Genomic DNA, 24,754 nt, shown 5'->3' on the forward strand with positions numbered 1-24,754 from the left:
CCGGCCGTCACAAATCCGTTGCGTCCGTGCCCCAAACCGACCAACGCATTCCCCAGCGCTCGAAACCACGTTAAGGATTCGCCCCGACCATGACGTCGGACCCTGTTCTCTCGATCCGCGCCGCCTCCAAGACCTTCGGGTCGCGCCGGGCGCTGGACGCCGTTTCGCTCGACGTGGGTCGCGGCGAGATGATCGCGCTCATCGGTCCCTCCGGCTCGGGCAAGTCCACCCTGCTGCGCTCGATCGACGGCCTGCAGACCGTCGACGCGGGGGCCAAGGGGGAAGAGGGAGGAACGATCACGGCCTTCGGCGGCCCCGTCCAGGCCCGGGGCAAGGTCAGCGACCAGGTCCGCAAGGCGCGGGTGCGCATCGGCTTCATCGCCCAGCAGTTCAACCTGGTCGGCCGCCTGAGCCTGTTCACCAACGTGGCCCTGGGCTCGCTGGGCCGGATCGGCACGGTGCGCGGCCTGTTCGGCGCCTGGCCGTCCGAGATCCGCACGGCGGCCATGGCCGCCCTGCACCGGGTGGGCGTGGCCGACTACGCCGCCCAGCGCGCCAACACGCTTTCGGGCGGCCAGCAGCAGCGCGGCGCCATCGCCCGCGCCCTGGTCCAGAAGGCCAAGATCATCCTCGCCGACGAGCCGGTCGCCTCGCTCGACCCCGTCTCGGCGCGCAAGGTCATGGAGATCCTCCGTGATCTGAACAAGACCGACGGCCTGACCGTCGTCGTCACCCTGCACCAGGTCGACTACGCCCTGCGCTATTGCGACCGGGTGGTGGCGCTGAAGGCCGGCAAGAAGGTCTATGACGGCCCGACCAAGGGCCTGGACCGCGACAAACTCATCGACATCTACGGCCCGGAATTCGAGGACGTGTTCTGGGAAGGAGCCCCGCAATGATCCGCCGCCACTTCACCGTCGGTCTCGGCCTCGCCGCCGCCCTGGCCCTGGCCGGGTGCTCCGAGAAGAAGGCCGCCGCCCCGGCCCCCAAGGACACGATCGTGTTCTCGATCCTGTCGACCGAGTCGGCCCAGAACATGGAGAGCTACTGGAAGCCCATCCTGGCCGACATGGAGAAGTCGACCGGCATGAAGGTGAAGCCGTTCTTCTCGTCCAACTACTCGTCGCTGATCGTGGCCATGGGCGCCAAGCAGACCGACGTGGGCTGGTTCTCGAACGCCTCGGGCCTGGAGGCCGTACGCCGTTCGGGCGGCGAGGTCTTCGCCCGCACCTTCGACCCGTCGGGCACCGACGGCTACAAGTCGGTGATCATCGTGCCGGCCGACAGCAAGATCAATTCGGTCCAGGACCTGCTGAAGTGCGACAAGTCGCTGGACTTCGGCATCGGCGACAAGAAGTCGACCTCCGGCACCCTGGCCCCGATGACCTACGTCTTCATCCCGGCCAACAAGAAGCCCGAGGACTGCTTCAAGACCGTGCTCAGCGCCAGCCATGACGCCAACCTGTTCGCGGTGGCCAACCACAAGCTGGACGCGGCCACCAACAACACCACGGCCCTGCGCCTGAACGAGTACGCCAAGGGCGGCGCCCAGTCCAAGAAGGTCAAGGTGATCTGGGAATCGCCGACCCTGCCGGAAGACCCGATCGTCTGGCGCAAGGACCTGGACCCGGTCGTGAAGGAGAAGGTCCGCCAGTTCTTCCTGACCTACGGCCAGGGCGACACCCCCGTCGCCGCCCAGCAGCGCAAGAACCTTGAGCGCCTGTCGATGGGCGGCTTCAAGGCCGCCGACGACACCCACCTGCTGGTGGTGCGCGAGATGGAGGCCCTGGAGAACGTGGGCCTGGCCCGCGACGCCGGCGACCAGGCCAAGCTGGCCGCGGCCGAGAAGGCCCTGGCCGACATCAAGGCCCAGCGCGTGGTCGCCGAGGGCAAGGCCGGCGTCGCCGCGCCGGCCAACTGATCGCGAACGCCCAAACAGCCATGAGCGACGTCGTCCCGCCCCCGCCCAGCAAGCCGCTCTCGGCGCGCGCCTTCGACCTGCTGCTGTGGGGCGGGGTGGTCGCCCTGCTGGTGATCAGCTTCAAGCCGGCCGAGATCGACAAGTTCCCGCAGCTGTTCACCGACGCCAGCAAGATGCAGGGCTTCGCCAGCGGCTTCTTCTCGCCGTTCACCGATCCCAAGGCGTTCATGGCGGCCGACTGGGACCTGTACATCGGCAAGATGTGGCAGACGATCCAGATGGCCCTGTGGGGCACGGCCCTGGCCATCGTCGTGGCCATCCCGCTGGGCCTGCTGGGCGCGCGCAACATCAGCCCGTGGTGGATCCAGCAGCCGGTCCGCCGCCTGCTGGACCTGATCCGCTCGATCCCCGACCTGGTGGTGGCCCTGATCTTCATCACCGCCGTGGGCCTGGGCCCGTTCGCGGGGGTGATGGCCCTGATGTTCAACACCGGCGGCGTGCTGGCCAAGCTGTTCGCCGAGGCCGTCGAGTCGATCGACAAGGGCCCGGTCGAGGGCGTGCGGGCCACCGGCGCGATCAAGCTGGCCGAGGTGGTCTGGGGGGTGATCCCGCAGGTCGCGCCGCTATGGACCAGCTACGCGCTGTACCGCTTCGAGTCGTCCAGCCGCTCGGCCACCGTCCTGGGTCTGATCGGCGCCGGCGGCGTCGGCCAGGTGCTGCTCGATTCCATCAACGGCTTCCAATACGACCAGACCGGCTGCATCGTCCTGGTCATCGTGGTGGCGGTTTCGCTGATCGACCTGCTGTCGCAGATCATCCGCACACGTCTGCTTTAAGGACGATTCATGTGGCCTTCGGGCCACAATTAACACCTTGAAAAGGCTTGTCATCGGTCTGTCATCAAAGGGTGGCGGAACCGTCATGGGACCCCCGTAAAGCGGCTCTACCTGATCCGGACCAACGGGCAGGGGGCAAAGCCTTAAGGGGAATTCTCACATGCGGAACAAGACCTCGCTGGTCTGCGGCGCGGCGCTGGGCGCCATGCTGGCCTGCGGCCTCGGCGTCGCGGCTCACGCGCAAGACAACACGGTCGCCTGGAAGGGCGCGCCGCAATGGACCAACGACGACGTCTACTTCAAGGTCCGCGGCCGGATCCTGATCGACGGCGTGTTCCAGGACGTCGACCGCGAAGGCACGGCGACCGACTACAAGACCAGCAACCTCCGCGGTCGCCAGGTGTTCCTCGGCGTCGAAGGCAAGCTGAACAACTACATCGCCTACAAGGCCGAAGGCGGCTGGGTGAACGGCGGCACGCCGACCTGGGACGACGTCGTCATCGAGGTCAAGCCGACCGAAATGACCAGCATCATGTTCGGTAACATCAAGGCCACCGGCCTGGAAAACCTGACCTCGACCCGCTTCACCACCTTCATGGACCGCGGTCCGTACGGTGACTTCGGCGTCGACAGCTACCTGCTGAGCGTGGTGGGCAAGGTGCAGGGCCCGAACTGGAGCGTCACCGGCGCCGTCCAGGGCGACAGCATCAACAACGCCGACATCAACAACACCTCGTCGGCCACCAACACCAACCAGAACTCCAACGAGCGTCTGGGCTTCACGGGCCGCGTGCACTTCGCCCCGGTCGTGACCGACTTCGACAAGGTCCACCTGGCCGTGTCGGCCCGCTACCGCAACCACGGCAACGAAGGCGCCTTCAACTACCAAGGCCGCACCGACACGAACTACGGCACCAACGGCCTGTACTACAAGACCGGCGCCATCGGTGACCGCGACACGACCCTGGCCGCCGAAGGCGCCTGGATCCACAACAACTTCTCGGTCCAGGGCGAGTACTCGAACATCAAGGTCGAGCGCCTGCAGACCGCCGCCGCCGGCTCGAACCCGGACGTCAAGGTCGGCTACGCCTTCGTCAGCTTCTGGCCGACGGGCGAGACCCGCAACTACGATCCGGTCGCCGGCGAGATCAAGCGTCCGAAGATCCTGAACCCGATCACCGCCGGCGGTTTCGGCGGCGTTGAACTGGCCCTGCGCTACGACTTCGCCGACCTGACCGACGCCTACAAGACGGCGTCGACCGTGGCCAGCCGCACCGTCTCGCAGGACGCGGGCAAGTACACCGCCTGGACCCTGGGCGTGAACTACTACCCGACCGCCTATGTCCGCTTCCAAGCCAACTACACCGACGGCTCGGTCGATCCGGTCGTCGTCAACCGCGGCACCGACATCAAGCAATTCCAGCTGCGCGCCCAGCTGGACTTCTAAGACCCTCCGGGCCGGCCTTTCACGAGGTCGGCCCGGTTCTTCTCTCAACGCTCCCAGAGACTCCAGGAGTCCTCCATGAAGAAGCTGCTTTCCTGCGCGGCCGCCGCCGTCGCCCTCTCGGGCCTCGCCGCCGCCCCGGCCCACGCCGCCCGCGACTACGTCTGGGCCGCCGGTTCCTCGACCGTGTTCCCGTTCGCCACCCGCACCGCCGAGAACTTCGCCAAGAAGACCGGCAAGAAGGCCCCGAAGGTCGAAAGCCTCGGCACCGGCGGCGGCATCAAGCTGTTCTGCTCGGGCGCCGGTGAAGGCTTCCCCGACATCGCCAACGCCTCGCGTCCGATGAAGAAGTCGGAATTCGACGCCTGCGCCGCCAAGGGCGTGAAGGACATCGTCGCCATCAAGATCGGCTTCGACGGCATCGTGATCGCCACCGACAAGGACGGCGCCGACTACAACTTCAAGACCGAGCACCTGTACCTGGGCCTGTCGAAGACCGTCCTGAAGGGCGGCCAGTTCGTCGCCAACCCGTACAAGACCTGGGACGAGATCGGCTCGGGCCTGCCGGGCAACCGCATCAACGTCTACGGCCCGCCGCCCACCTCGGGCACCCGCGACGCCTTCGTGGAACTGGCCATCGAGGCCGGCGCCCGCAAGTTCCCGACCGCCGACGCCCTGCGCTCGGACAACGAGAAGAAGTTCAAGTCGCTGGTCGACCCGCTGCGCAACGACGGCTGGGTTGACGCCGGCGAGAACGACAACGCCATCGTCGGCACCCTGACCAAGACCCCCGGCTCGCTGGGCGTCTTCGGCTGGTCCTACCTCGAAGAGAACATGGACAAGATCAAGGGCGCCTCGGTCAACGGCGTGCGTCCCTCGGCCCAGACGATCGCCGACGGCTCGTACCCGCTGTCGCGCTCGCTCTACATCTACGTCAAGAAGGCCAACATCGGCGTGACGCCGGGCCTGGCCGAGTTCGTTTCGGAGTTCACCTCCGACGCCGCGACCGGTCGTGGCGGCTACCTGCAAGGCCGCGGCCTGATCCCGCTGCCCCCCGGCCAGCACGACGCCCAGAAGCAAGTCGCCGCCAACAAGACGGTGATGCCGCGTCCGGCCCAATAAGCCGACGTAGAAGCTTCGAAGACAGACGACGCCGCGGTCCCTGGTGGGCCGCGGCGTTTTCTTTTGTATAGTGGCCGGATCGCGGTCCGCCCGGCCGCCTCACCCTCCCAGGGACCATGATCCTCCTCGCGCTCGCCGTCGTCCTGCTCCTCGTTCTCCTGAACGGGGTCTTCTCCATGTCCGAACTGGCGGTGGTCTCGGCCCGCCGCGCCCGGCTCCAGACCTTCGCCGACCGCGGCGACAAGGGGGCCAAGCTGGCCCTGGCCATGGCCGAGCATCCCACGCGGTTCCTGTCGGCCGTGCAGGTGGGCATCACCCTGATCGGCATCCTGGCCGGCGCCTACGGCCAGGCCACGATCGCGGGGGCCCTGGACGCCTGGCTGAAGGACAAGCCGGTGGTCGGCCCCCATTCCGAGGCGGTCGCCACCACCATCGTCGTCATCGGCCTGACCTACGTCTCGGTGATCCTGGGCGAGCTGGTGCCCAAGCGCCTGGCCCTGCTGTTCCCCGACGCCATCGCCCGCCGCATGGCGCCGTTCCTGGCCGGGGTGGCCGTGGTGCTGCGGCCGTTCGTGACCCTGCTGACCGCCTCGACCGCCGCCATCCTCAAGCTGATGGGCGTGCGCGACGAGCGGACCAACGACATCACCGCCGAGGAGGTCGAGACCGTCCTGGCCGAAGGCGCCGACGCGGGCCTGATCGAGCCGGAAGAGCGCACCATGATCCAGGAGGTGCTGCGCCTGGGCGACCGCCCCGTGCGGGTGGCCATGACCCCGCGCCGCGACCTCTTCTGGATCTCGCTGACCGACAGCCAGGAAGAGATCCTCCAGGAGATCCGCGACTGCCCCTATTCGCGCATCGTGGTGGCCAGCGAGGGCGACCTGGACGGCGACATCGGGGTGATCCTCAAGAAGGACCTGCTGGACGCCTGCCTGGGCGGCGAGGCCATCGACATCAAGAGCCACGTCCAGCAACCGATCGCCATCCCCGAGACCATGTCGCTGCTGCGGGCCATGGCGGTGTTCAAGCAGACGCCGCTGCACATGGCCCTGGTGGTCGACGAGTTCGGCTCGATCCAGGGGGCGATCACCCCGCTGGACCTGCTGGAGATGATCGCCGGCGACTTCCCCGAGGACCACGACGAGAGCGACAGCCGCATCCTGCGCCGCGAGGACGGCACCTGGCTGGTCGACGCCCGCCTGGACATCCAGGAACTGAACGACGCCCTGGGCGAGAACTTCGAGGCCGAGGGCGGCTACCACACCGTGGCCGGCCTGATCCTGGACCGCCTGGGCCGCATCCCCCGCGAGGGCGAGATCGTCGAACTGGGCGGCTTCGACGCCGAGGTGGTCGACATGGACGGCTCGCGGATCGACAAGCTGATCCTGCGCTGCGTGCGCAAGGACTAGGGCGACACGCATGAGCGGATCGGCGGATGCAGGGCTGGTCGAGGCCTGGGCGGCCGGCTGGGCGCTGTCGCGCGGCGTCGCCGCGCCGATCCCGGTGGCGGGCGGCCATCGGATCGTGGTGGGCGAACCCGGACACGCCGAACGTTTCGTCTTCCCGGCCCTGGACGCGGCGGCCCTGTCGGACCTGGCGGCGGGGATCACCGCGCCGGGGGTCTTCCTGAAGGCGTTCTGCACGCCCGAGGCGCTGCTGGCGGCCGTCGACGCGCGCTGGCGCCTGCAGGCGTCCGGCGACCTGATGGCCGTCGACCTGGTCGCCGTTTCGCCGCCCGTCGCGCCGGCGGCGGGTTACGTCCAGGACCTCCGCGCCGAGGGGGCGGTGCTGGTCGTCGAGATCCATGACGCGGACGGCGGATTGGCGGCTTCGGGCCGCGCGGCCCTGACCGGGGCCTTCGCCGTGTTCGACAAGATCGTCACCGACCCGGCGCACCAGCGGCGCGGCCTCGGACGGATCGTGATGGGCGTCCTGGGTGAACGGGCCCGGGCGCTGGGCGCGGGGCAGGGCGTGCTGGTCGCCACGCCGGAGGGGCGGGCGCTGTACGAGGTGCTGGGCTGGCGCTTCGAGGGGCGGATGGAAACGGTGGTGATCCCGGACGAGGCGAGCTGATCGGCGACGAAGAGGCGCGGGCCTAGAGCAGGCCGTGGGCGCGGGCCTCGAACACGGCCTCGGTCTTCGAGCGGACCTCCAGCTTGGTGTAGATTCGCCGCACGAAGGTCAGCACCGTGTTGCGCGACACGCCCATCAGCTCGGCGATCTCATCGAACGAGAAGCCGCGCGTGATCAGCTGCAGGGTCTCCTTCTCGCGCTCCGACAGGCTGGGGGCCTCGGTCTTGGCGGCGTCGTCCTCGGCCGGCGGCGGTTCGGGGCGGAAGCGCATCAGCACCTGCCGCGCGATCCGCGGGCTGATCGGGCTGCCGCCGCCGTGCAGCACGCGGATGTCCTCGGCGATGGCCGGCAGGGGGCTGTCCTTGAGCAGGTAGCCGCTGGCCCCGGCCTCGATCGAGGCGATCACATGGTGCTCGTCGGCGAAGGTGGTCGAGACCATGATCGCGCAGTCGGGCCACAGGGCGTGGGCCTCGCCGATGACCTCGATGCCCGAGCCGTCCGGCAGGCCCAGATCCACCACCAGCACGTGGGCGGCCGGACCGCCCAGCAGGGCCCGCGCGTCGGCGATCGTGGCCGCGACGCCGGCGACGGTCAGGTCGGGCGCCTGCGCCAGGGCCGAGCGGAACGCGTCCTGGAACGCGGCGTCGTCCTCCACCAGGATCACCCGGAGCGGCGGCCGCGCGGCTTCAGCGCTCATTTCCCTCTCCCTGCTTGTCGGACCGGAAGTCCAGGCCGCGTAAGGATTCGCAGAGCCCGCGCCAGATGACGTCATCACATCTAGCGACAGGGCGAACGTTGCTCTTCGAGCGCCGACGCGGCAACTAATCCCTGCCCGCGCCGATCGAGGCAAGTGCGCGGGCCGAGACCTCAGAGAAGACCAGAACCAAGCTCGCGCGGGGGGCGCAGGGCAGGGGGCGCCGGACTGGCCGCCCCCTGCCCCCAGGGCCGCTCGCGCTCAAGTCAAAGGGAGGGCGGCATGGCCAATTCAAACTCGTATCTCGAGATCTGCGCGGTGGAATCGCGCGCGAGCACGGCCTACGGGGTCGGCGTGAACTGCATCACCGGCGGCCTGGTCATCGGCCCCAGCGCCTTGAGCGCCTTCACCAAGCAGACGCCGACGCCCCGGGAGCTCCAGCGGACGACCGTCAGGGTGATCCAGAGCAGCAGCGACTACAGCGACTTCATGAACGCCAACGCCAGCGTGTCCGTGTCGGGCCTGTCCTGGTCGGCGACGGCGACGGTCGCCTTCGCCAGCAAGAACGCCGCGAGCGACACCTCGATGTCGTTCGTCGCCGTGCGCGACGTGAGGTCCAGCGACATCTATCTGGACATCGCCAACGCCACGGTCTCGGCGGACGCCCTGGCGGTGCTGAACGGCCCCGACGGGCCGGCCCGGTTCCTCGCCCGCTACGGCACCCACTGCGTGATCGGCGTCTCCTACGGCGGCTCGTTCTCGGGCTACATCCGGCTGCAGACCAGTTCGGCCAGCCACAAGGAGTCGCTGGCCGCCTCGCTGCAGGCCTCGGCCTCGGGCTTCGGCGTCAGCGGCTCGATCAACGCCGCCTTCAACAGCGGCCTTTTGACGGCCAGCACCCACAGCAGCCTCAGCTGCGACTCCTATCTCGTCGGCGCGTCCGTCCCCTCGACCCTGAATCCCGCCGATCCGGACGGCATGCGCAACTGCGCCCTGCAGATGACCCTGGTGGACAATCCCAACGCCGGCGCGGGCGTGAAGGGCGCGGCCATCTCGTTCATCTGCGCCACCTGGGACGAGTTCCCGCAAATCCAGGAAGCCCTCAACGCCCTCAACCAGCCCAACGCGTTCAGCCTGGACGCCGCCATGGGGACCTTGGCGGCCTTGTCGGCCGAGTACGCCGCGCTGGACTATGTGATCAACACCTGCCGCGACATGCAGACCAGCGGCGACTTCGTCCTCCCCTACCAGAACGGGCTGGCCGGCCGGCTCATGACCGGCGCCGTGGCGGGGCAGCACAGGATCCAGAGCCTCACCCTGCCCCAGCTCCAGTCCCTGTCGGGCGGCGCGCTGCAGGACCTGTTGATCTCTCCCCGCCTGAGGGAGCACGTGAGCGCGCTGTCGCACCATCAAGTCCGGTTCACGGCAAGCTGGCACATCGACGCCGCCTTCGACAACGGGAGCGACGACCGGGTCGACAGCACCACGCTCAACTGGCCAATGGAGACCTTCCAGTCCGTGCAGACGGTCACGCACCACGGCAACCAGGCGGGCCTCTGGATCCACCTCGGTCTGGACCAGACCATCGGCTACTATCTGGTCCCGCGCTGGTGGTGGGGCAACGGCGACCCCCACGGCCAAATCTACGACGGCAAGCACCTCCTCATCGGCGGGAGCACCATGAATACCGACGTCTCCACGGCCTCGTGGACCGGCGCCGCGTGGAACTACGTCGCGGTCCAGCTGACCAACTATCCCTGACCCTCAGGTCCGCCAGCGCAGCGTCGTCTCTTCCACCGGGTTGCGGAAGGGGCGGCGCTCGTGGCGGCTGGCGTTCCATTCGCGCTTGAGCTGGTGGTACCAGCGGCCCTGCTGGTCGGCGTCGCCCATCCACATCAGCGGCGGGTTGTCCTGCAGCCCCCGGGTCTGGGCCTCGACGATGCGGCCGTCCTGGCGCAGGAAGGCGCGGGCGGCCAGGCGGATCACCGGATAGAGGGCGGTGAAGGCCGGGTGGTCGGACCAGATGATCTGGTTCATCCGGGTCTTGCCGGCGTTGATCGGGGTCATGGCCGACAGGGCCAGCACCTGCTTGTCGCCGACCTTCACATGCTCCCAGCGCAGGCCCGGCAGGCGGAAGGTGATCTCGGTCAGGGGCTCGCCGCCCAGGATGGCGTAGGCCTTGGAGTTCTTGCTGGGCTCGTGCCGCACCATGGTGAAGCCGGCCTCGGACGGGGCGAAGGCCTTCTGCTTCTCGTGCTGGCTGGCGCCGGTGCGCCACCACCACTGCTGGTGCACATAGGGGCCGTGGGCCGGGTCGATCAGGCCCAGCACCGCGTGGTCGATGTGGATGTCGTAGTCCAGGTGGTCGACCAGCTTGGGCTTGCCGCCGACCACGCCGGGGATCGTCGGCGGCGGGAAGGGCGGCTGGCCCTCGAAGCGCGGGTCGGCCGACATCCAGATCCACACCAGGCCCTGGGCCTCGACCAGCGGATAGGTCCGTACGCGGACCTTCGAGATGTCCAGCGGGTTGTCGGCGGTCAGGGAGGGGATCTTGGCGCAGGCCCCGTCGGTGCGGAACCGCCAGCCGTGATAGGGGCATTCGATGCTTTCGCCGCCGCCATACTCGCCATTGGGCGGTTCCTCGCGGACCTTGCCGGCCGACAGCTTGGCGGCGCGGTGCGGGCAGACGTCGCGCAGGGCGTAGACGGCCCCGGCCCTGGTCCGGCCGATCATCACCGGCTGGCCCAGATATTCCCGGCTCTCCATCTTGCCCGGCTTCAGGTCGGGCGACAGGGCCGCCACGTACCAGGCGTCCATGACGAAGCCCTCGCCGAATTTCACGGCCTTCGAAACCGGCCGAGCGGCCAGCACCTGCGCGTCGTCAGCCATGTGGATCGCCCGACTATGCAGCCTGCTCACGCAAAACCCATCCCCGCCTCACGGCGGTCCCCGGACGGATTTTCCGACAGACTGCTCCCCCGGGGCGGAGTAGGCCCTATTGCGCCGCTTCCGTCCAGCCGATGTCAGGTTGCGTTTCGTGAAGAGTTCGTGGCGCCTACTTCGCCGCCGCCGTCTCCACCAGGCGCTGGTAGAACCGCACCATGCGTTCGACATTGGCCAGCGTCATGTGCTCGTTGGTGCCGTGGATCATCTCGGTGTCCTTCACCGCCAGCTGCAGCGGCTGGAACTTGTAGATGTCGTCGGCGATCGGACCCATGTAGCGGCTGTCGCTGGCGGCGGTCATCAGGGCCGGGGCCACGGGGGCCTTGCTCTCGTCGCCGGCCAGGGCGGCCAGGGTCTTCCAGCCCTCGGAGGTGGTCGAGGCCACCTTGCTGGGCTCGTCCGGGGTCTTCACCCAGGCCAGCTTGACCGGCAGGTCGCCGACCGCGCTCTTGGCCCGGGCCATCACGTCGGCCGAGGTGTCGCCGGGCGCGATGCGGTAGTTGATCCAGGCCGTGGCGTCCTGCGGCAGGACGTTCTCCTTCGGCGATCCCTTCAGCATGGTCGGGGCGATGGTGGTGTGCAGCATGGCCGCGCCGGCCGGGGTCTTGGCGGTCTGGCTGACCAGCAGCGGCGAGAACAGCCAGGTGTTGGCGGCCGCCATCTTGATCGTGGTCGAGCTGTGCGGGGCCAGGCTTTTCAGCATGTCGGCGCCCGGGCCGCTGAACTTCATCGGGAAGGCGTTGTCGTTGATCGCCAGCACGGCCTTGGCCAGGGTGGCCACGCCGGTCTGGGGCGGCGGGGCCGACGAGTGGCCGCCGACCGCCGGGGCGGTGACGGTCAGGGTGGCGTAGCCCTTCTCGGCCGTGGCGATCAGGGCCACCGGCTTCTTGGTCACCGGATGGTCCTCGACCACCACCATGCCCTCGTCCAGCACGAACTGGGCCTTCACGCCGCGCGACTTCAGCAGGGCCGCCGCGGCCCGGGCGCCGACGCCGCGCACCTCCTCGTCATGGCCGCTGACCACGATCACCGTGCGCTTGGGCGTGAAGCCGGCCTTGGCCAGGCCGTCCAGCGCCTCGAACAGGGTGACCAGGCTGCCCTTGTCGTCGATCGAGCCGCGGCCCCACACCGCGCCGTCGGCCACCACCCCGTCGAACGGCGGATGGGTCCAGCCGCCCTCGCTGCCCGGGGTGACCGGCACCACGTCCTGGTGGGCCATCAGCACGATGGGGGCCAGGCTCCGGTCGGTCCCCTGCCAGGTGTAGACCAGGGCGTGGCCCGCCACGACCTCGCGGGCCATCACGCGGTGAGCGTCGGGATAGGTGGCCTGCAGCCAGGCGTGCAGCTTGTCCCACTCGGCCGGCTGGTCCTCGGCGGCGTCCTGGTGGCTGACGGTCTGGAAGCGTACGGCCTCGCCCAGGTGGCGGGCGGCCAGGGCCACGTCGACGGGCCGGGCCGAGGCCAGGTGGATGCTGGAGGTGTCGACCGCCGCCGGCGCCTTGAACGTCGCCGTCCGCACGGCCACCACGGCCCCGACCGCCAGCACCAGCCCCACGGCCGTCAGCGCCGTCCTGCTCTTCCAGCCCATGTCGCACTCCCCGAAGGCCGCTTGGCCGAACGCTTGTTTGGGCGGGACTGTGCGATGGGTTGGCGACGGCGCCAACCGGCAAATTCGAGATCAGGACGTTAGCGCTCCAGGCCCGTCAGCGTCCGGAACTCAGCCGACGTCAGTCCCGCTCGGATTTCGGGCAAGAGCGAAATGACTTCAGATTGGAAGATCCCGGTCTTGAAGTTGGCTTCCGCCCGGGAGTCCCCGAACGGATCGGAGCCAGTCGTCAACAGCATGGCGCCGGGCTCGAAAAAGATGCCCCATCCGCCCAGGGCGGAAATCTCGGCGCGGGCCTTGCAGTCTTGATTGCGGACGTGGATGCGATCCGATTGTTCGGATTCCCCGTAGAGACGGTCCAGGCTGCCGGCCGACATCACGACCGCCATGCGGCTGATACGACCTCGGTTGTGACTGGCCACGACGATGCAGTCGGGACGTTCGACGACAACCAACCTTTCGTCGGCTGGCGGAACTACGCCAAACGCCGTGGTGAAGACCTTATCGGGACGGCCCGCGAACTCTTGGACCTTGGGTGCATAGAGCTCCGCCAACCTTTCGGGTTGCCCTCCGGCCCACCCGGTGCCGGTGCGGGCGAACTCCCCGCCGAGCAAGTCTCTGAAATTGCTGACCGCCAGACCACCCGGTCCTCCGGGGAGCCATTTGGTCTTCGTCAGGACATGCCCCTCCCCGACGATCTTGCCTTCGAAGCGCACGACGTATCCTTCGCCGTCGGCGGGGAAAAGCAGAGACGAAATCGCCTCCAGTTGAGGCTGGAACCGCTGACTGGCCGCCAAGGCCGGTTGGCCTTCAGCGGCTTCAACACCGCATGTGAGGGCGGCCAGCGCGACCAGCGCGATGACCGATTTCTGAATGCGGATTGATCGGGCGGATCGGAACGTCATCGGTGCAGCTTAACGGGGGCTTCTGGAGGTTGCGATTGGAAAGCGGACATGCGGTCAGCGCCCCACCCCTCACTCCCCCTCGATCGACCGGATCACCCGCGCCGGGTTGCCGCCGACCAGGGTGTTGGCCGGGACGTCCCGTGTCACCACCGAGCCCGCCGCCACGACCGCGTTCTCGCCCACGGTCACCCCGCCGATGATCGTGACGCCCGCGGCGATCCAGACGCCGCGCTCGATCGTGATCGGCCGGGCCGTGACGAACGCGGTGCGCTGCGACGGGGCGACCGGGTGGCCCTCGGTGATCAGGCTGACATTGGGGCCGATCAGCACGTCGTCGCCGATGGTGACCGGGGCCAGGTCGTAGATCGTGCAGTTCTGGTTGATGAACACGTTGCGGCCGATGGCGATGTTCCGGCCGCAGGTCGTGTAGAACGGCGGCAGCAGGCGGAACTGGTCGTCCAGGTCGCGGCCGGTCAGCTCGCCGAACAGCCGCCGGACCTCGTCGGCGTCGTCCAGGGTCAGACGGTTGATGGCGGGGGTCAGGCGCATGGCCCGCTGGACGTCGGCGACCATGGCGCGGGACTCCGGCGTCCGTCGGGCGATCCTGATCTCGTCGTCGCGCTGGGGCATGGTTGTCTTTCCGATTCGATGCGCCCAGCTTACGCGTGGCTTGGCCGAAGACGGCGGGTCGGCGAGGGGGCAATGACGGATTCATCAACGACGGCCCCAACGCGGGGCTTCAGCCGCCGGACGTTGATCGGCCTGTTCCTCGGCGTCGCCGGCGGCCTGCCCTCGGTCGCGAACGCCATAAGCTTTCGCGCCCCTGAATTCTGGCTCCACTTTCCACCTGACTCCGCCGACCTTTCACCCACGGCGATGTCGGTTGTTCGGGACACCAAGGCGTATTTCGACGGAGCGAGAGCCGAGCCCAATTCGCGTAACATGTGGTGCCACATCATGGGTGGGGTCGATGGCGCGGAGTTTTCCAAGGGACTGCAGCGCCTCGCGCTGGAGCGGGCGACGTCGGTTGCTCGCGCCCTGGAGACTCTTGGACTCGCCCCTGGGGACTGCTTCCCGACCCGCCTCGCTGGACCCACCCCTTTTGTGCCGAGCCAGCCCGGCAAGGCCGAGGACTTCAATCGCGTCGTCGTGATCACCCTCTACCCCGGCATGGCGCCCATCGGGAACTAGTCGACGGTGAAGGCGGGCGCCTCGCGCATTTGCCTTGCGACCCCCGCTCGCGCATAGGCTGGCGCGTGATTCCAGCGAAGGTCTCGAGAACGGCATGAGCGTCCTGGTCCTCGGAGGGACGGGTTTCATCGGCGGGCCGGTGGTCGCGCGGCTGCTGGCCGACGGGGTCGAGACCGCCGTCGCCCATCACGGCGCCCGCCCGGTCGAGGCCGGCGCCGCGTCCGTCGTGCTGGACCGCCGCGACCCGACGGCGGTGCTGGCCGCGGTGCGCGACCTCAAGGCCGACACCGTGATCGACCTGATCGCCTACACGGAAGCCGACACCCTGCCGCTGCTGGACGCCCTGGCGGGCGAGATCGGCCGTTACGTGCTGATTAGCTCGGTCGATGTCTACCGCAACTACGAGGGCCTGCACCGCCGGGGCCGGCCGACGCCGATCTGGGACCGGCTGACCGAGGACGCCGAGCTGCGCGCCAGCCGCTTCCCCTACCGCCTGGCCAAGCCGCGCCCGGCCGGCGACCCCCAGGCCTGGATGGACGACTACGACAAGATACCCCTGGAGGCGGCCGCCCGGGCGAAGGCGGGGCTGGAGGCCACCATCCTGCGCCTGCCGATGGTGTTCGGGCCGGGCGACCGGCAGCGGCGGTTCTCGTGGGCGATCCGGCCGATGGCCCAGGGGCGGCCGCGCATCGTCATCCCCCACCCGTGGGCCGGCTGGCGGGCGACCTTCGGCTATGTCGACGACGTGGCCGCCGGGATCGCCCTGGCGGCGGTCCACCCCCGGGCGGGCGGCGAGACCTTCAACCTGGGCCGGGCCAACACCCCGACCAACATCGCCTGGGCGGCGTCGTTCGCCGAGCACCTGGCCTGGCCCGGCGAGGTCCAGCTGGCCCATCCGGACGTGGCGCGCGGGGCCCTGGCCAAGGCGGTGTCGGGCCTGGACCTGGGCTATCCGCTCTTCGTCGACAACGCCAAGATCCGCCGCCGACTGGGCTACGCCGAGGTCACCGACTTCGACGAGGCCCTGGCCCGCACCGTGGCCGACGAGATGGCGCGCTAGAGGTCCTTCTCCAGCAAGACCGCCGCGATCAGCGCCACGACCACCCCGGCCAGCAGCCACAGGCCGCTGACCCTCAGCCAGCCGTACTCGGCCCCGGCCCCGATCGCCACGATCGCCGGGAAGGCCTGGACCCGGTAGCGCCATTGCAGGGCGGTCGAGCCCAGTCCGCCCGCGGGGAGGCGATGGGCCAGGACGACCGCCGCTGTCACCGCGGCGGCCGCGGCCGCGCCGCCGGTCGCCGCGCCGGGCTCCAGCAGCTGCAGGATGGCCCAGAGCGTCGCGCCGGCCAGGCCCAGCAGCAGGGCGAAGCGCAGGGGGCGGACGGTCCAGCGGTACCAGAGCATCGGCAGGCTGGAGGCGCCGGCGGCGCTGGCGATCGCCGCGCCCGCGAAGGCGGCGGTGGCGGGCGGGGTCGCCGCCTCGGGGGCGACGGCCGTCATGAAGCCCCACCACGCGACCAGCAGGCCCTGGCTAGCCAGCAGCTTCAGCGGCAGGGGCCAGGCGTCGGGCGCCGGGTCCTGCTCCACCTCGCTGGTGATCACCGCCCACAGGGCCAGGGCCGCTGACCAAACGCCGACCCCGGCCGTGAACCAGGCGTTGGCCGGAAGGAAGCCCGCCAGGACCAGCAGGGCCAGGCTGGCCGGCGCCCAGCCGAACCGCAGCCAGACCGGGGCGCGCCATTCCCAGTCCTCCCGCCAGCGCCGCCGCAGCGGGGCCAGGCCGAACGACCAGGCCGAGGCGGCGGCCAGCACCACCACGACGCCGCCCGCATAGGCTTGGAGGGCCCGGGTCAGGGGATCGACGGCGGCGGTCAGCAGGGCGATCAGGGCCGCGCCCAGCGGCGCCAGGCCGGCCAGCCAGAAGGCCCCGACCGGCAGGCGCGGGCGGGCCAGATGGGCCCGCCAGTGGGCCAGGCTGTCGGCGTCGAGGTCGGCGTGCAGGCTGGGGCGGCGGGTGTCGATCTCGTCCAGGATGTCGCGCATCGCGGCGTCGAAGCCGGGCCAGAACCGGTCGTGCCACGCGGGCCCCTGGTCCAGCGGACGCGACAGGGCCAGGAACGCCGTGCGCCTCTGGCCCTCGTCGCGCATCAGCCCGGCGCGGAAGACGATGTCGGCGTCGCGGTTGAGCACCGCCTCGACCAGGCCGTCATAACGGGCGCGCACGCCCTCGCGGCCCCAGCGGAAGGCGCCGATGGCCGGGCGGACCAGGGCGTCGGCGCGCGGGGCGTGACGGGTGACCAGATGGGCGACGGCCTGCTCGGTCCGGCCGGCGACGGCCACCCGCTCCATGGCCGGCGAGGCCAGCACCGCCGCCAGCGCCGCCTCCAGGGCGGCGGGCTCGGCCGGCGGATCGACCAGGACCAGCCGCTCCAGGGCGTCCATCAGGCGCGCGTGGTCCGCGTCGTCCTCGACGGGCGGCGGGGCGGCGAAGACGGGGCGACCCGCCGGCGCGCTCAGCATCGCCTCGAACTGCGCCCGGCTGACCGTCGTCACGATCTCGTCGGCCGGCTCTTCGGCTTCGAACTCGGCGTCCTCCTCGTCGTCGCCGTCCAGGTCTTGCCACGCCCAGTCCCAGTCCAGGGCGGCCAGGGCCTCCTCGTAGGCGGCGCGCAGCGCGCGGAACGCCTTGGCGTCGTCCTCGGGATTGGTGACCTTCAGCCGGCGGGCATAGGCGCGGCGGATGGCGTCGCGGTCGCGGACGGGCGCGATGTCCAGGGTCTCCCAGATCGCCGGGTTCACAGGAAGGTCTCGCCTTCGAGGGCGTCCAGGGCTTCCGTCAGCTCCACGCGGGCGGCCTCGGCCACGCGCGGGTCCTGGCGGTCGAGCGCGGCCTCGAAGCGCGAGATCAGCTCGGCCACGTGGGCGCGGCGATCGCCCAGGAACAGCTCGTAGCAGCGCGCGGCGCGGGCGGCGGCCGCCCGGTTGGCGTCCTGGTCGCGCGGATGGACCTTCAGGGCCGCCAGGGCGGCGCGGCGCTTGTCCAGGTCCGGCGGCGGGCCGTCCTGGTCGTCGACGATCACCAGCTGCCGGCGCTCGCCGGTCTGGGGCACGTGGACGTCCACCTCGATCAGGCCGTTGACGTCGTAGCTGAAGCGGACCTCGACCACGACCTCGCCGGCCCGGGCCGGCGGCACCGGCGCCTCGATCCGGCCCAGGTTGATGTTGTCCGACACCATCCGGGCCTCGCCCTGGAAGACGTTGAACACCACCTTGCGCTGGCCCGTCTGCGTCGTGCTGAACAGCTTCACGCGGCTGGCGGGCACCACGGTGTTGCGCTCGATCACCGGCGAGAAGATGCCGTCGCGCAGCGCGCCCCCCGGGCCCTGTTCGGCGACGTCGACCCCCAGCGAATAGGGGCAGACGTCGGTCATCACCACGTCCTTCAACGCCGCGTCGCGCGACTTCAGCCCGGCCTGGATCGCCGCCCCGATCACCACGGCCTCGTCGGGATGGACGGCGTTGGAGGGGAAGCGGCCGAACATCCGGGTGACCGCGCGGCGCACCACCGGCATGCGCGTGGCGCCGCCGACCAGGACGATCTCCTTCAGGTCGGCGGCCTGGATCGAACCGTCGCGCAGGGCGCCCAGCACCGGCTCGCGCAGGCGGGCCAGCAGCGGGGCGGCGGCGGCCTCGAACGCCTCGGCCGTGACCTCCATCGACCAGCTCTGGTCGTCCCAGGTGACGGTCATCTCGGCGACGGCCTGGTCGGTCAGGGCGCGGCGGGCGAGCTCGGCGGCCACCTGCAGGCGCTGGCGGAAGCCCAGGTCGGCGTCGGCCTTGCCCCAGGCCTTGCCGTGCTTCTCGCGCATCATCTGCACCAGCACGGCGTTGAAGTCCTCGCCGCCCAGCTGGTTGTCGCCGGTCGAGGCGCGGACCTCGATCACGCCCTCGAAGATCTCCAGCACCGAGACGTCGAACGTGCCGCCGCCCAGGTCGAAGACCAGGAAGCGGGTCTCGTCGCCCAGTTCATGGATGCCGTAGGCCAGGGCCGCGGCGGTGGGCTCGTTCAGCAGGCGCTCGACCTTCAGCCCGGCCAGCTCGCCCGCCCGCCGCGTGGCCTTGCGCTGCTTGTCGTTGAAATAGGCCGGCACGGTGATCACCGCCTCGGTCACCGGCTGGCCCAGGTACGCTTCGGCGTCGGCCTTGAGCCGCGCCAGCACCAGGGCCGACAGCTCCTCGGGCAGGTAGTCCTGCTGGCCCAGCCGCGTGGCCCGGGTCGAGCCCATGTAGCGCTTGAAGGTCGCGGCCGTCAGGGTCGGATGGGTGGCGCGCCGCTCGCGCGCCGCCAGGCCGACCAGCAGTGAGCCGTCGTCGTCCAGGCCGACGACCGACGGCGTCAGCACCGCGCCCAGGCTGTTGGGGATCAGCTCCACCTTGCCGTCACGCCAAACGCCCACCGCGCTGTTGGTGGTGCCCAGGTCGATACCGATGATCACGCGACGCCCCCGTCTGTACTCAAGCTTTCGGTGTAGCGGCTCGGCGGGAAACGGGGAAGTGGGGCGCCCGCAAGCGTGGCTGTTGCCCGGACCGCGGGGCGGCGCCAAGGTCGCGCCATGCCCCTGCTTTCCACCGCCCTGGTTTCTCTGTTGCTGCTGTCCGGCCAGGCCGGTCAGGCGCCGCCGCCGTCCGAACCCAGCCTGAAGGGGACGGTCGGCGTCTGCGTGCGCTGGGGCGACGACCCGGACCACGTCGTCGAGGCCGTGGTGGTGGTCAGCTCCGGCAATCCGATCCTGGACAACGCCACGCCGCCCAGCGTGCGCGGCATGGAATGGCCCCGGCCGACGGGCAAGACCTACGACGGCGGCTGGGTGGGGGTGAACCTGTCGTTCGACGAGGACGCGCCGGCGAACCGGCCGCTGCCCAGCTGCGCCGGTCTGCCCCCGCCCAAGCCGACGGCGCCGGCGGCCTGATGCGCCGCGCGGTCCTGACCGTCCTGGCCTGCGCCCTGGCGGCCGTCTCCGGCGCGCCGGCTTTCGCGGGGACGTTCGAGCGGACCGCGCCCGCTGGCCAATGCCGGGTCGTGCACGGCCGGATGGCCTTCTACAACGGCTCGTTCTCGTACCGGATCTGGGTGATCGGCACGCATCGGGTCCTGGGCGTGGTCGACGCCACGGGGCGCAATGTCGACGAGGTGGACGCCCTGCCGAGGCCCTTGCCCGACCGGCTGCGGCCCTACCAGGGCGATCCCTGGCGGCCCTGGGTCTATGGCGACTTCAAGGTCTGCGCCTTCACCCGCCAGAAGCCTGGCGTGATGCAGCGCGTCACCCTGGAAGCCGCGCGGAACCTCGTGATCACCGACTGACCCGCCGCCCCCTGGGAACCGCCGGCTTTACCGCGTAACCTCGTTCTTCGAGAGGGGCGATCATGACGACATCCAGAACGTGGCCGGCCTGGCTGGTCTGCCTGCTGGCGGCGATGATCGAGGGGTTCGACATCCAGTCGATGGGCGTGGCCGCGCCGCGCATGCTGCCGGCCCTGCACCTGTCGCCGGGCCAGGCCGGGTGGGCGTTCAGCGCCAGCCTGATCGGCCTGATGGTCGGGGCCAGCTTCGGCGGGGTGATCGCCGACCGGATCGGACGGCGGCCGGTGCTGACCGCCTCGGTGGCGGCGTTCGGGGTGTTCTCGCTGGTCACGGCCCTGGCGACCAGCTTCCAGCCCCTGCTGGCCGTTCGCTTCCTGACGGGCCTGGGCCTGGGCGGGGCCATGCCGATGCTGATCGCCTTGGCCTCCGAGCGCGCCAGCCCGACCCGCAAGGCGACCATGGTGGCCCTGATCGCCGGCGGCATGCCGCTGGGCGGGGCGGTGGCGGGACTGGTGGCCCGTTCGCCCATGGCCCTGGACGACTGGCGGACCATCTTCCTGGTCGGCGGCCTGGTCCCGCTGGTCGTCGCGCCGCTGCTCTATTGGGTGCTGCCGGTCGGACGGCCCGACCACGCCGACCACCGGCCGGGCGACGCGGCCGGGGCCCTGTTCGGGGCGGGGCGCTGGCCGGCCACCGCCTGCATCTGGGTCAGCTACGCCCTGGTCGCCCTGACCCTGCACCTGCTGCTGAACTGGCTGCCGACCCTGATGGTGGCGCGCGGCCTGCCGACCGGCTTCGCCTTCCTGGTCTCGACCTTGTTCAACCTGGGCGGGGCCAGCGGCGGGCTGGCCTTCGGCGCGGTGGTCGACCGGCTGGGCGCGCGCGGGCCGCTGCTGGCCGGGTTCGCGGGCCTGGCCCTGGCCCTGGTGCTGATGGCCGGCGCCGACGGCCAGGCGCCGATCGCCATCCTGGCCTTCACCGCCGGCTTTCTGCTGATGGGCGGGCAGTTCACCCTCTACGGCCTGACCCCGCCCTACTACCCCGCCGCCGTGCGGGCCACCGGCGTGGGGGCGGCGGTCGCGGCCGGCCGGGTGGGCTCGATCTTCGGACCCCTGGCGGCGGCCGAGCTGATCGGCGGCGGGGCCAGCGGCGCGGCGGTGGTCGGGGCGCTGGCGCCTGTGGTGGTCGTGGCCGGCGCGGTGGCGGTGGGGCTGACGTTCTTCCCTCTCCCAGAGGGAGAGGGAGGGGCCCAACGCGAAGCGTTGGGAGGGTGAGGGGGTTAGGACGGTTGACGGCGCGCCGGCAGGGCTTCAGTGCGAAATCGGTGAGGGTGAAACCCCTCACCCTCCCACGCTCTTCGAGCGCGGGCCCCGCCCTCTCCCTCTGGAAGAGGGTTTCCTAACCGCCCAGCTCCACCACCTCCTCGAACGTTCGCAGCCCCGGCCGCTGGGCGCAGACCAGCACCGCCATGTTCCCGGGCAGGTGCTGGTTGGCCAGCATCTTCTCGTGGGCGGCGGGGATCTGGTCCCAGGGGAAGACTTCCGACAGGCAGGGGTCCACCCGGCGGTCGATGACCAGCTGGTTGGCGGCGCTGGCCTGCATCAGGTTGGCGAAGTGGCTGCCCTGGACGCGCTTCTGGCGCATCCACAGGAAGCGGGCGTCCATGGTCAGGTTGAAGCCGCTGGTGCCGGCGCAGATGGCGACCATGCCGCCGCGCTTCACCACGAACACCGAGACCGGGAAGGTCGACTCGCCCGGGTGCTCGAACACCAGGTCGACATCCTTGTTGCCGGTGACCTGCCAGATCGCCTTCCCGAACTTGCGGCTCTCCTTCATGTAGTCGGCGAATTCGGGGCCGTTGACCTTGGGCAGCTGGCCCCAGCAGTTGAACTCCTTGCGGTTCAGCACCGCCTTGGCGCCCATGCTGCGGACGAAGTCGATCTTGTCGTCGTCGCTGACCACGCCGATGGCGTTGGCCCCGGCCACGGCGGCCAGCTGCACGGCGAAGACTCCCAGCCCGCCCGAGGCGCCCCAGACCAGCACGTTCTGACCGGGCTTCAGCTCGTGCGGCTTGTGGCCGAACAGCATGCGGTAGGCGGTGGCGAGCGTGAGGGTGTAGCAGGCGGCCTCTTCCCAGGTCAGGTGCCGGGGACGCGGCATCAGCTGGCGCGACTGCACCCGGCAGAACTGGGCGAAGCTGCCGTCCGGCGTCTCGTAGCCCCAGATGCGCTGGCTGGACGAGTACATCGGGTCGCCGCCGTTGCACTCCTCGTCGTCGCCGTCGTCCTGATTGCAGTGGATGACGACCTCGTCGCCCAGCTTCCACCGCTTCACCTTGGCCCCGACCTTCCAGACGATGCCGGAGGCGTCGGAGCCGGCGACGTGGAAGGGCTGCTTGTGGCCGTCCAGCGGGCTGATCGGCTCGCCCAGGGCGGCCCAGACGCCGTTGTAGTTGACGCCCGCGGCCATCACGAGCACCAGCACCTCGTCCTCGCCGATCTCCCAGGTGGGCACGACCTCGACCTGCATGGCTTCAGACGGCTTGCCGTGGCGCTCCTTGCGGATGGCCCAGGCGTACATGGTTTTCGGCACGTGGAAGGCCGGCGGGATCTCGCCGATCTCGTACAGGTCCTTCAGCGCGGGCTGGGCCGCGTCCTGCGTGGCGGTGCTCATCTCACTCCCCGGTGTTCGGCGCTGCAACACAACGCGCGATCGGCTCTCTGCGCTCCGTGGACCGTTCGGGCGGTCCATCCTTATGGGCTCCGTCGCGGAAAGGCCGCGCCGAAGCCACCAAGCTGTGACAAGCGTTTAACTCTGGCAAGCGGAAAATTGTTGCATCGCAGCATGGTTGCGCGCGAAACGACCCTCCGTTCCAGTCCCGGCCCGCGCCGTGGCTCAGCTTTCCAAACCCGCGCGCATCGGCCACGTTCCCCCGATGAGCGCGATGATCCACGTCACCCGCCCCACCGGCTCGATCCTGCTGCTGGAGCTGGACGCCCCGCCGGCCAACGCCCTGGGGCTGGCCGTGCGGGCCCAGCTGGTGAAGATCCTCGACGAGATCACCGCCGACCGCGAGACCCGGGCCCTGGTGCTGACCGGCCGGGGCGGGGTGTTCTGCGCCGGCGACGACCTGCGCGAGGCCCACGGCCGCGCCGCCCCCGACGCCCTGGCGGCGGTCGAGAACTTCAACCGGCTGATGGACTGGATCGAGGGCCTGCGGGTGCCGACCATCGCGGCGATCGACGGCTGGTGCTTCGGCGGCGGGCTGGAGCTGGCCCTGGCCTGCGACATCCGCCTGGCCAGCGACCGGGCGGTGTTCGCCGCCTCGGGGGTCAATATCGGGCTGATGGCTTCGGTCACGCGGCTGCCCCGGCTGATCGGCGTGGCGCGGGCCAAGGCCCACCTCTTGACCGGCGCTCAGTTCGGGCCCGAGCGGGCCCTGGCGGACGGCATCGTCACCGCCGTCCACGCGCCCGAACGGCTGCTGCCCGAGGCCTTCCACCTGGCCGAATGGATCGCCTCGCGCGCGCCCCTGGCGGTGGAGGCCACCAAGCGGGTGGTCGACGGCCGGTCCTATGTCGAGGAGGAGCTGCAGGCCCTGGTGGCCAGCGCCGACCATCGCGAGGCGATCGCGGCGTTCATGGCCAAGCGAGCGGCGTTGTTCAAAAGGGGGTAGGGGCGGGCCTCTTCAAGCTCTAGCTTGGGGTGTTACGGAGCGCGCATGTTCAGACGAATTGAGTTCGAGGTCCTGCTGCAGGCCATCCTGCTGATCCTGCTGCTGCAGGCCGCCGTCCTCGCGGGGCGTCGCTGGGGACTGGACATCCGTCTGGCCAGCCTGATCCTCGTCCTGGGCGGCGCCTATCTGCGGCGGGGGCTGAACAATCACGCCCTGGACGCCGAGGTCGCCGCGCTTCCGGCGCCGACCGCCAGGACCTATCGCGGCGTCAACGCCGCGGTGCGATTGATTCTGCTGGCGGCAATCGTCGCGACCGGGTTGCTGATGTTCCAGGAGCTCCCTCGCGGGGGGACGCTGAGCGGCCTCGACCCTTTCCTGGCCGTCTTCATCGGGGTGGACGCGGCGCTGGCCGGGGCCGTCGTGCTGTGCCTGCAGGCCGCGAGGCTGGTCGGCCGGCGGGGCTAGGAGCTGTCGACCACACTCACGCCGTCATCGTCGGACTTGTTCCGAGGACCCCTCTGTCGGCGGGTTTGCCGTTTGGGGTTGGGTCGCGACCTCGCCGCTCCACGGATCGCCCTTCTTCGCGGCTGAAACAGGGGTCCTCGGAACAAGTCCGAGGATGACGGACGTTGGGGGCGTGACGTATTTCCAACGGCTCACCCCCGGACGTGGTAAGCTGCCCCCCAAGGCGCTAGGACGCGCCGCCGGCGAGTGCCGGTCCGCTTGGCGGGCCGTCTCGACGCACCCCGGAAAGGGGTCGCATGACCGTCAATCGCCACGACCAGCGCCCTTTGGGGACCTGACATCGCTCCATCGCCGCGCGCATCGCGTCGGGCCGCCCGGCCCGGGCGCCCGATCGCGCGCGTCCCACCCTCCGAAAAGGAACGCCCCATGTCCAAAGGCAATCGCGAAGTCCGCAAGCCCAAGACCGCCAAGCCCAAGGTGATCGCCGCCGCCGCCCCGACCCTGCTGTCGCCCCTG

At 70.2% G+C, this 24,754-nt stretch carries 23 protein-coding genes; 15 read left to right on the forward strand and 8 right to left on the reverse strand.

The features are described from left to right. The first annotated feature begins 89 nt into the window (after nt 1–89). The 7 genes from phnC to AC1U89_RS06635 all read left to right on the forward strand — a co-directional run bounded on the left by phnC (nt 90) and on the right by AC1U89_RS06635 (nt 7,396). Complete coding sequence (gene phnC, locus AC1U89_RS06605; protein WP_479898930.1) at nt 90–899, forward strand: phosphonate ABC transporter ATP-binding protein; 810 nt, start codon at nt 90–92, stop codon at nt 897–899. Next, nucleotides 896–1,921: a phosphate/phosphite/phosphonate ABC transporter substrate-binding protein gene (phnD, locus tag AC1U89_RS06610; RefSeq protein ID WP_479898931.1), complete on the forward strand. Its 1,026-nt coding sequence runs from the start codon at nt 896–898 to the stop codon at nt 1,919–1,921. Before phnC ends, phnD begins: the two co-directional genes overlap by 4 nt. A 20-nt stretch (nt 1,922–1,941) precedes the next feature. Then, the gene (gene phnE / locus AC1U89_RS06615; protein WP_479898932.1) at nt 1,942–2,757 is read left to right on the forward strand and encodes a phosphonate ABC transporter, permease protein PhnE; all 816 of its coding nucleotides are present in this window, start codon (nt 1,942–1,944) and stop codon (nt 2,755–2,757) included. A 160-nt stretch (nt 2,758–2,917) separates the two neighbouring features. After that, nucleotides 2,918–4,204 carry an OprO/OprP family phosphate-selective porin gene (locus AC1U89_RS06620; protein ID WP_479898933.1) on the forward strand — a complete coding sequence of 429 codons (1,287 nt, stop codon included), beginning with the start codon at nt 2,918–2,920 and terminating at the stop codon, nt 4,202–4,204. 75 nt (nt 4,205–4,279) lie between these two features. Beyond that, nucleotides 4,280–5,323, forward strand: a complete 1,044-nt coding sequence (locus AC1U89_RS06625; RefSeq protein WP_479898934.1) for a substrate-binding domain-containing protein — start codon at nt 4,280–4,282, stop codon at nt 5,321–5,323. 116 nt (nt 5,324–5,439) lie between these two features. Continuing rightward, on the forward strand, nt 5,440–6,732 hold the full coding sequence (locus tag AC1U89_RS06630; RefSeq protein ID WP_479898935.1) for a hemolysin family protein: 1,293 nt from the start codon (nt 5,440–5,442) through the stop codon (nt 6,730–6,732). Nucleotides 6,733–6,742: 10 nt separating this feature from the next. After that, nucleotides 6,743–7,396, forward strand: a complete 654-nt coding sequence (locus AC1U89_RS06635; protein ID WP_479898936.1) for a GNAT family N-acetyltransferase — start codon at nt 6,743–6,745, stop codon at nt 7,394–7,396. A 22-nt stretch (nt 7,397–7,418) separates the two neighbouring features. Here AC1U89_RS06635 and AC1U89_RS06640 read toward each other — a convergent pair whose 3' ends face one another. Further along, entirely contained in the window at nt 7,419–8,093 is a 675-nt protein-coding gene (locus AC1U89_RS06640) for a response regulator (protein WP_479898937.1), read from the reverse strand. A gap of 279 nt (nt 8,094–8,372) precedes the next feature. On the opposite strand from AC1U89_RS06640, the gene AC1U89_RS06645 reads away from it, so the two are divergent. Then, complete coding sequence (locus tag AC1U89_RS06645; protein ID WP_479898938.1) at nt 8,373–9,851, forward strand: MAC/perforin domain-containing protein; 1,479 nt, start codon at nt 8,373–8,375, stop codon at nt 9,849–9,851. 3 nt (nt 9,852–9,854) lie between these two features. On the opposite strand, the gene AC1U89_RS06650 is transcribed toward AC1U89_RS06645, so the two are convergent. The 4 genes from AC1U89_RS06650 to AC1U89_RS06665 form a co-directional block, all read right to left on the reverse strand. After that, nucleotides 9,855–10,985, reverse strand: a complete 1,131-nt coding sequence (locus tag AC1U89_RS06650) for a Rieske 2Fe-2S domain-containing protein (protein WP_479899056.1) — start codon at nt 10,983–10,985, stop codon at nt 9,855–9,857. Between the two features lie 160 nt (nt 10,986–11,145). Continuing rightward, on the reverse strand, nt 11,146–12,621 hold the full coding sequence (locus tag AC1U89_RS06655) for a M20 family peptidase (RefSeq protein WP_479898939.1): 1,476 nt from the start codon (nt 12,619–12,621) through the stop codon (nt 11,146–11,148). A gap of 98 nt (nt 12,622–12,719) precedes the next feature. Further along, nucleotides 12,720–13,544 carry a hypothetical protein gene (locus AC1U89_RS06660; RefSeq protein ID WP_479898940.1) on the reverse strand — a complete coding sequence of 275 codons (825 nt, stop codon included), beginning with the start codon at nt 13,542–13,544 and terminating at the stop codon, nt 12,720–12,722. Between the two features lie 69 nt (nt 13,545–13,613). Then, a complete protein-coding gene (locus tag AC1U89_RS06665; protein ID WP_479898941.1) occupies nt 13,614–14,174 on the reverse strand; it encodes a sugar O-acetyltransferase in 561 nt (186 codons plus the stop codon). Between the two features lie 123 nt (nt 14,175–14,297). Here AC1U89_RS06665 and AC1U89_RS06670 point away from each other — a divergent pair, with 123 nt between their 5' ends. Continuing rightward, the gene (locus AC1U89_RS06670) at nt 14,298–14,735 is read left to right on the forward strand and encodes an OmpA family protein (protein WP_156035694.1); all 438 of its coding nucleotides are present in this window, start codon (nt 14,298–14,300) and stop codon (nt 14,733–14,735) included. A gap of 94 nt (nt 14,736–14,829) precedes the next feature. Continuing rightward, nucleotides 14,830–15,795 carry an NAD-dependent epimerase/dehydratase family protein gene (locus AC1U89_RS06675; RefSeq protein WP_479898942.1) on the forward strand — a complete coding sequence of 322 codons (966 nt, stop codon included), beginning with the start codon at nt 14,830–14,832 and terminating at the stop codon, nt 15,793–15,795. On the opposite strand, the gene AC1U89_RS06680 is transcribed toward AC1U89_RS06675, so the two are convergent. After that, nucleotides 15,792–17,534 carry a hypothetical protein gene (locus AC1U89_RS06680; RefSeq protein ID WP_479898943.1) on the reverse strand — a complete coding sequence of 581 codons (1,743 nt, stop codon included), beginning with the start codon at nt 17,532–17,534 and terminating at the stop codon, nt 15,792–15,794. The genes AC1U89_RS06675 and AC1U89_RS06680 overlap by 4 nt on opposite strands. After that, nucleotides 17,531–19,231, reverse strand: coding sequence for an Hsp70 family protein (locus tag AC1U89_RS06685; RefSeq protein ID WP_479898944.1), 1,701 nt, complete (start codon nt 19,229–19,231; stop codon nt 17,531–17,533). Before AC1U89_RS06685 ends, AC1U89_RS06680 begins: the two co-directional genes overlap by 4 nt. Before the next feature lie 117 nt (nt 19,232–19,348). Between AC1U89_RS06685 and AC1U89_RS06690 the strand changes: the two genes are divergently transcribed. From AC1U89_RS06690 to AC1U89_RS06700, 3 genes are all read left to right on the forward strand, one after another. Next, complete coding sequence (locus tag AC1U89_RS06690) at nt 19,349–19,705, forward strand: hypothetical protein (RefSeq protein ID WP_479898945.1); 357 nt, start codon at nt 19,349–19,351, stop codon at nt 19,703–19,705. Continuing rightward, nucleotides 19,705–20,097 (forward strand): hypothetical protein, encoded by a 393-nt coding sequence (locus tag AC1U89_RS06695; RefSeq protein ID WP_479898946.1) that lies wholly within the window; start codon nt 19,705–19,707, stop codon nt 20,095–20,097. The genes AC1U89_RS06690 and AC1U89_RS06695 overlap by 1 nt, the downstream gene beginning before the upstream one ends. 62 nt (nt 20,098–20,159) lie before the next feature. Beyond that, nucleotides 20,160–21,371, forward strand: coding sequence for an MFS transporter (locus AC1U89_RS06700; protein ID WP_479898947.1), 1,212 nt, complete (start codon nt 20,160–20,162; stop codon nt 21,369–21,371). Between the two features lie 124 nt (nt 21,372–21,495). Here the strand turns inward: AC1U89_RS06700 and ccrA are convergent, their stop codons facing one another. Next, nucleotides 21,496–22,770 carry a crotonyl-CoA carboxylase/reductase gene (gene ccrA, locus AC1U89_RS06705; RefSeq protein ID WP_479898948.1) on the reverse strand — a complete coding sequence of 425 codons (1,275 nt, stop codon included), beginning with the start codon at nt 22,768–22,770 and terminating at the stop codon, nt 21,496–21,498. Between the two features lie 262 nt (nt 22,771–23,032). On the opposite strand from ccrA, the gene AC1U89_RS06710 reads away from it, so the two are divergent. Both AC1U89_RS06710 and AC1U89_RS06715 read left to right on the forward strand, forming a co-directional pair. After that, on the forward strand, nt 23,033–23,773 hold the full coding sequence (locus AC1U89_RS06710; RefSeq protein WP_479898949.1) for an enoyl-CoA hydratase/isomerase family protein: 741 nt from the start codon (nt 23,033–23,035) through the stop codon (nt 23,771–23,773). 45 nt (nt 23,774–23,818) lie between these two features. After that, on the forward strand, nt 23,819–24,238 hold the full coding sequence (locus AC1U89_RS06715) for a hypothetical protein (RefSeq protein ID WP_479898950.1): 420 nt from the start codon (nt 23,819–23,821) through the stop codon (nt 24,236–24,238). Nucleotides 24,239–24,754 lie beyond the last annotated feature (516 nt).

The sequence above is a fragment of the Caulobacter sp. 05T431 genome (assembly GCF_056665975.1).

What these genes read in the sequence shown, in the direction of transcription:
- phnC (WP_479898930.1), top strand. Translation starts at nt 90, where the DNA reads ATGACGTCGGACCCTGTTCTCTCGATCCGCGCCGCCTCCAAGACCTTC.
- phnD (WP_479898931.1), top strand. Translation starts at nt 896, where the DNA reads ATGATCCGCCGCCACTTCACCGTCGGTCTCGGCCTCGCCGCCGCCCTG.
- phnE (WP_479898932.1), top strand. Translation starts at nt 1,942, where the DNA reads ATGAGCGACGTCGTCCCGCCCCCGCCCAGCAAGCCGCTCTCGGCGCGC.
- AC1U89_RS06620 (WP_479898933.1), top strand. Translation starts at nt 2,918, where the DNA reads ATGCGGAACAAGACCTCGCTGGTCTGCGGCGCGGCGCTGGGCGCCATG.
- AC1U89_RS06625 (WP_479898934.1), top strand. Translation starts at nt 4,280, where the DNA reads ATGAAGAAGCTGCTTTCCTGCGCGGCCGCCGCCGTCGCCCTCTCGGGC.
- AC1U89_RS06630 (WP_479898935.1), top strand. Translation starts at nt 5,440, where the DNA reads ATGATCCTCCTCGCGCTCGCCGTCGTCCTGCTCCTCGTTCTCCTGAAC.
- AC1U89_RS06635 (WP_479898936.1), top strand. Translation starts at nt 6,743, where the DNA reads ATGAGCGGATCGGCGGATGCAGGGCTGGTCGAGGCCTGGGCGGCCGGC.
- AC1U89_RS06640 (WP_479898937.1), bottom strand. Translation starts at nt 8,093, where the DNA reads ATGAGCGCTGAAGCCGCGCGGCCGCCGCTCCGGGTGATCCTGGTGGAG.
- AC1U89_RS06645 (WP_479898938.1), top strand. Translation starts at nt 8,373, where the DNA reads ATGGCCAATTCAAACTCGTATCTCGAGATCTGCGCGGTGGAATCGCGC.
- AC1U89_RS06655 (WP_479898939.1), bottom strand. Translation starts at nt 12,621, where the DNA reads ATGGGCTGGAAGAGCAGGACGGCGCTGACGGCCGTGGGGCTGGTGCTG.
- AC1U89_RS06660 (WP_479898940.1), bottom strand. Translation starts at nt 13,544, where the DNA reads ATGACGTTCCGATCCGCCCGATCAATCCGCATTCAGAAATCGGTCATC.
- AC1U89_RS06665 (WP_479898941.1), bottom strand. Translation starts at nt 14,174, where the DNA reads ATGCCCCAGCGCGACGACGAGATCAGGATCGCCCGACGGACGCCGGAG.
- AC1U89_RS06675 (WP_479898942.1), top strand. Translation starts at nt 14,830, where the DNA reads ATGAGCGTCCTGGTCCTCGGAGGGACGGGTTTCATCGGCGGGCCGGTG.
- AC1U89_RS06690 (WP_479898945.1), top strand. Translation starts at nt 19,349, where the DNA reads ATGCCCCTGCTTTCCACCGCCCTGGTTTCTCTGTTGCTGCTGTCCGGC.
- AC1U89_RS06695 (WP_479898946.1), top strand. Translation starts at nt 19,705, where the DNA reads ATGCGCCGCGCGGTCCTGACCGTCCTGGCCTGCGCCCTGGCGGCCGTC.
- AC1U89_RS06700 (WP_479898947.1), top strand. Translation starts at nt 20,160, where the DNA reads ATGACGACATCCAGAACGTGGCCGGCCTGGCTGGTCTGCCTGCTGGCG.
- ccrA (WP_479898948.1), bottom strand. Translation starts at nt 22,770, where the DNA reads ATGAGCACCGCCACGCAGGACGCGGCCCAGCCCGCGCTGAAGGACCTG.
- AC1U89_RS06710 (WP_479898949.1), top strand. Translation starts at nt 23,033, where the DNA reads ATGAGCGCGATGATCCACGTCACCCGCCCCACCGGCTCGATCCTGCTG.
- AC1U89_RS06715 (WP_479898950.1), top strand. Translation starts at nt 23,819, where the DNA reads ATGTTCAGACGAATTGAGTTCGAGGTCCTGCTGCAGGCCATCCTGCTG.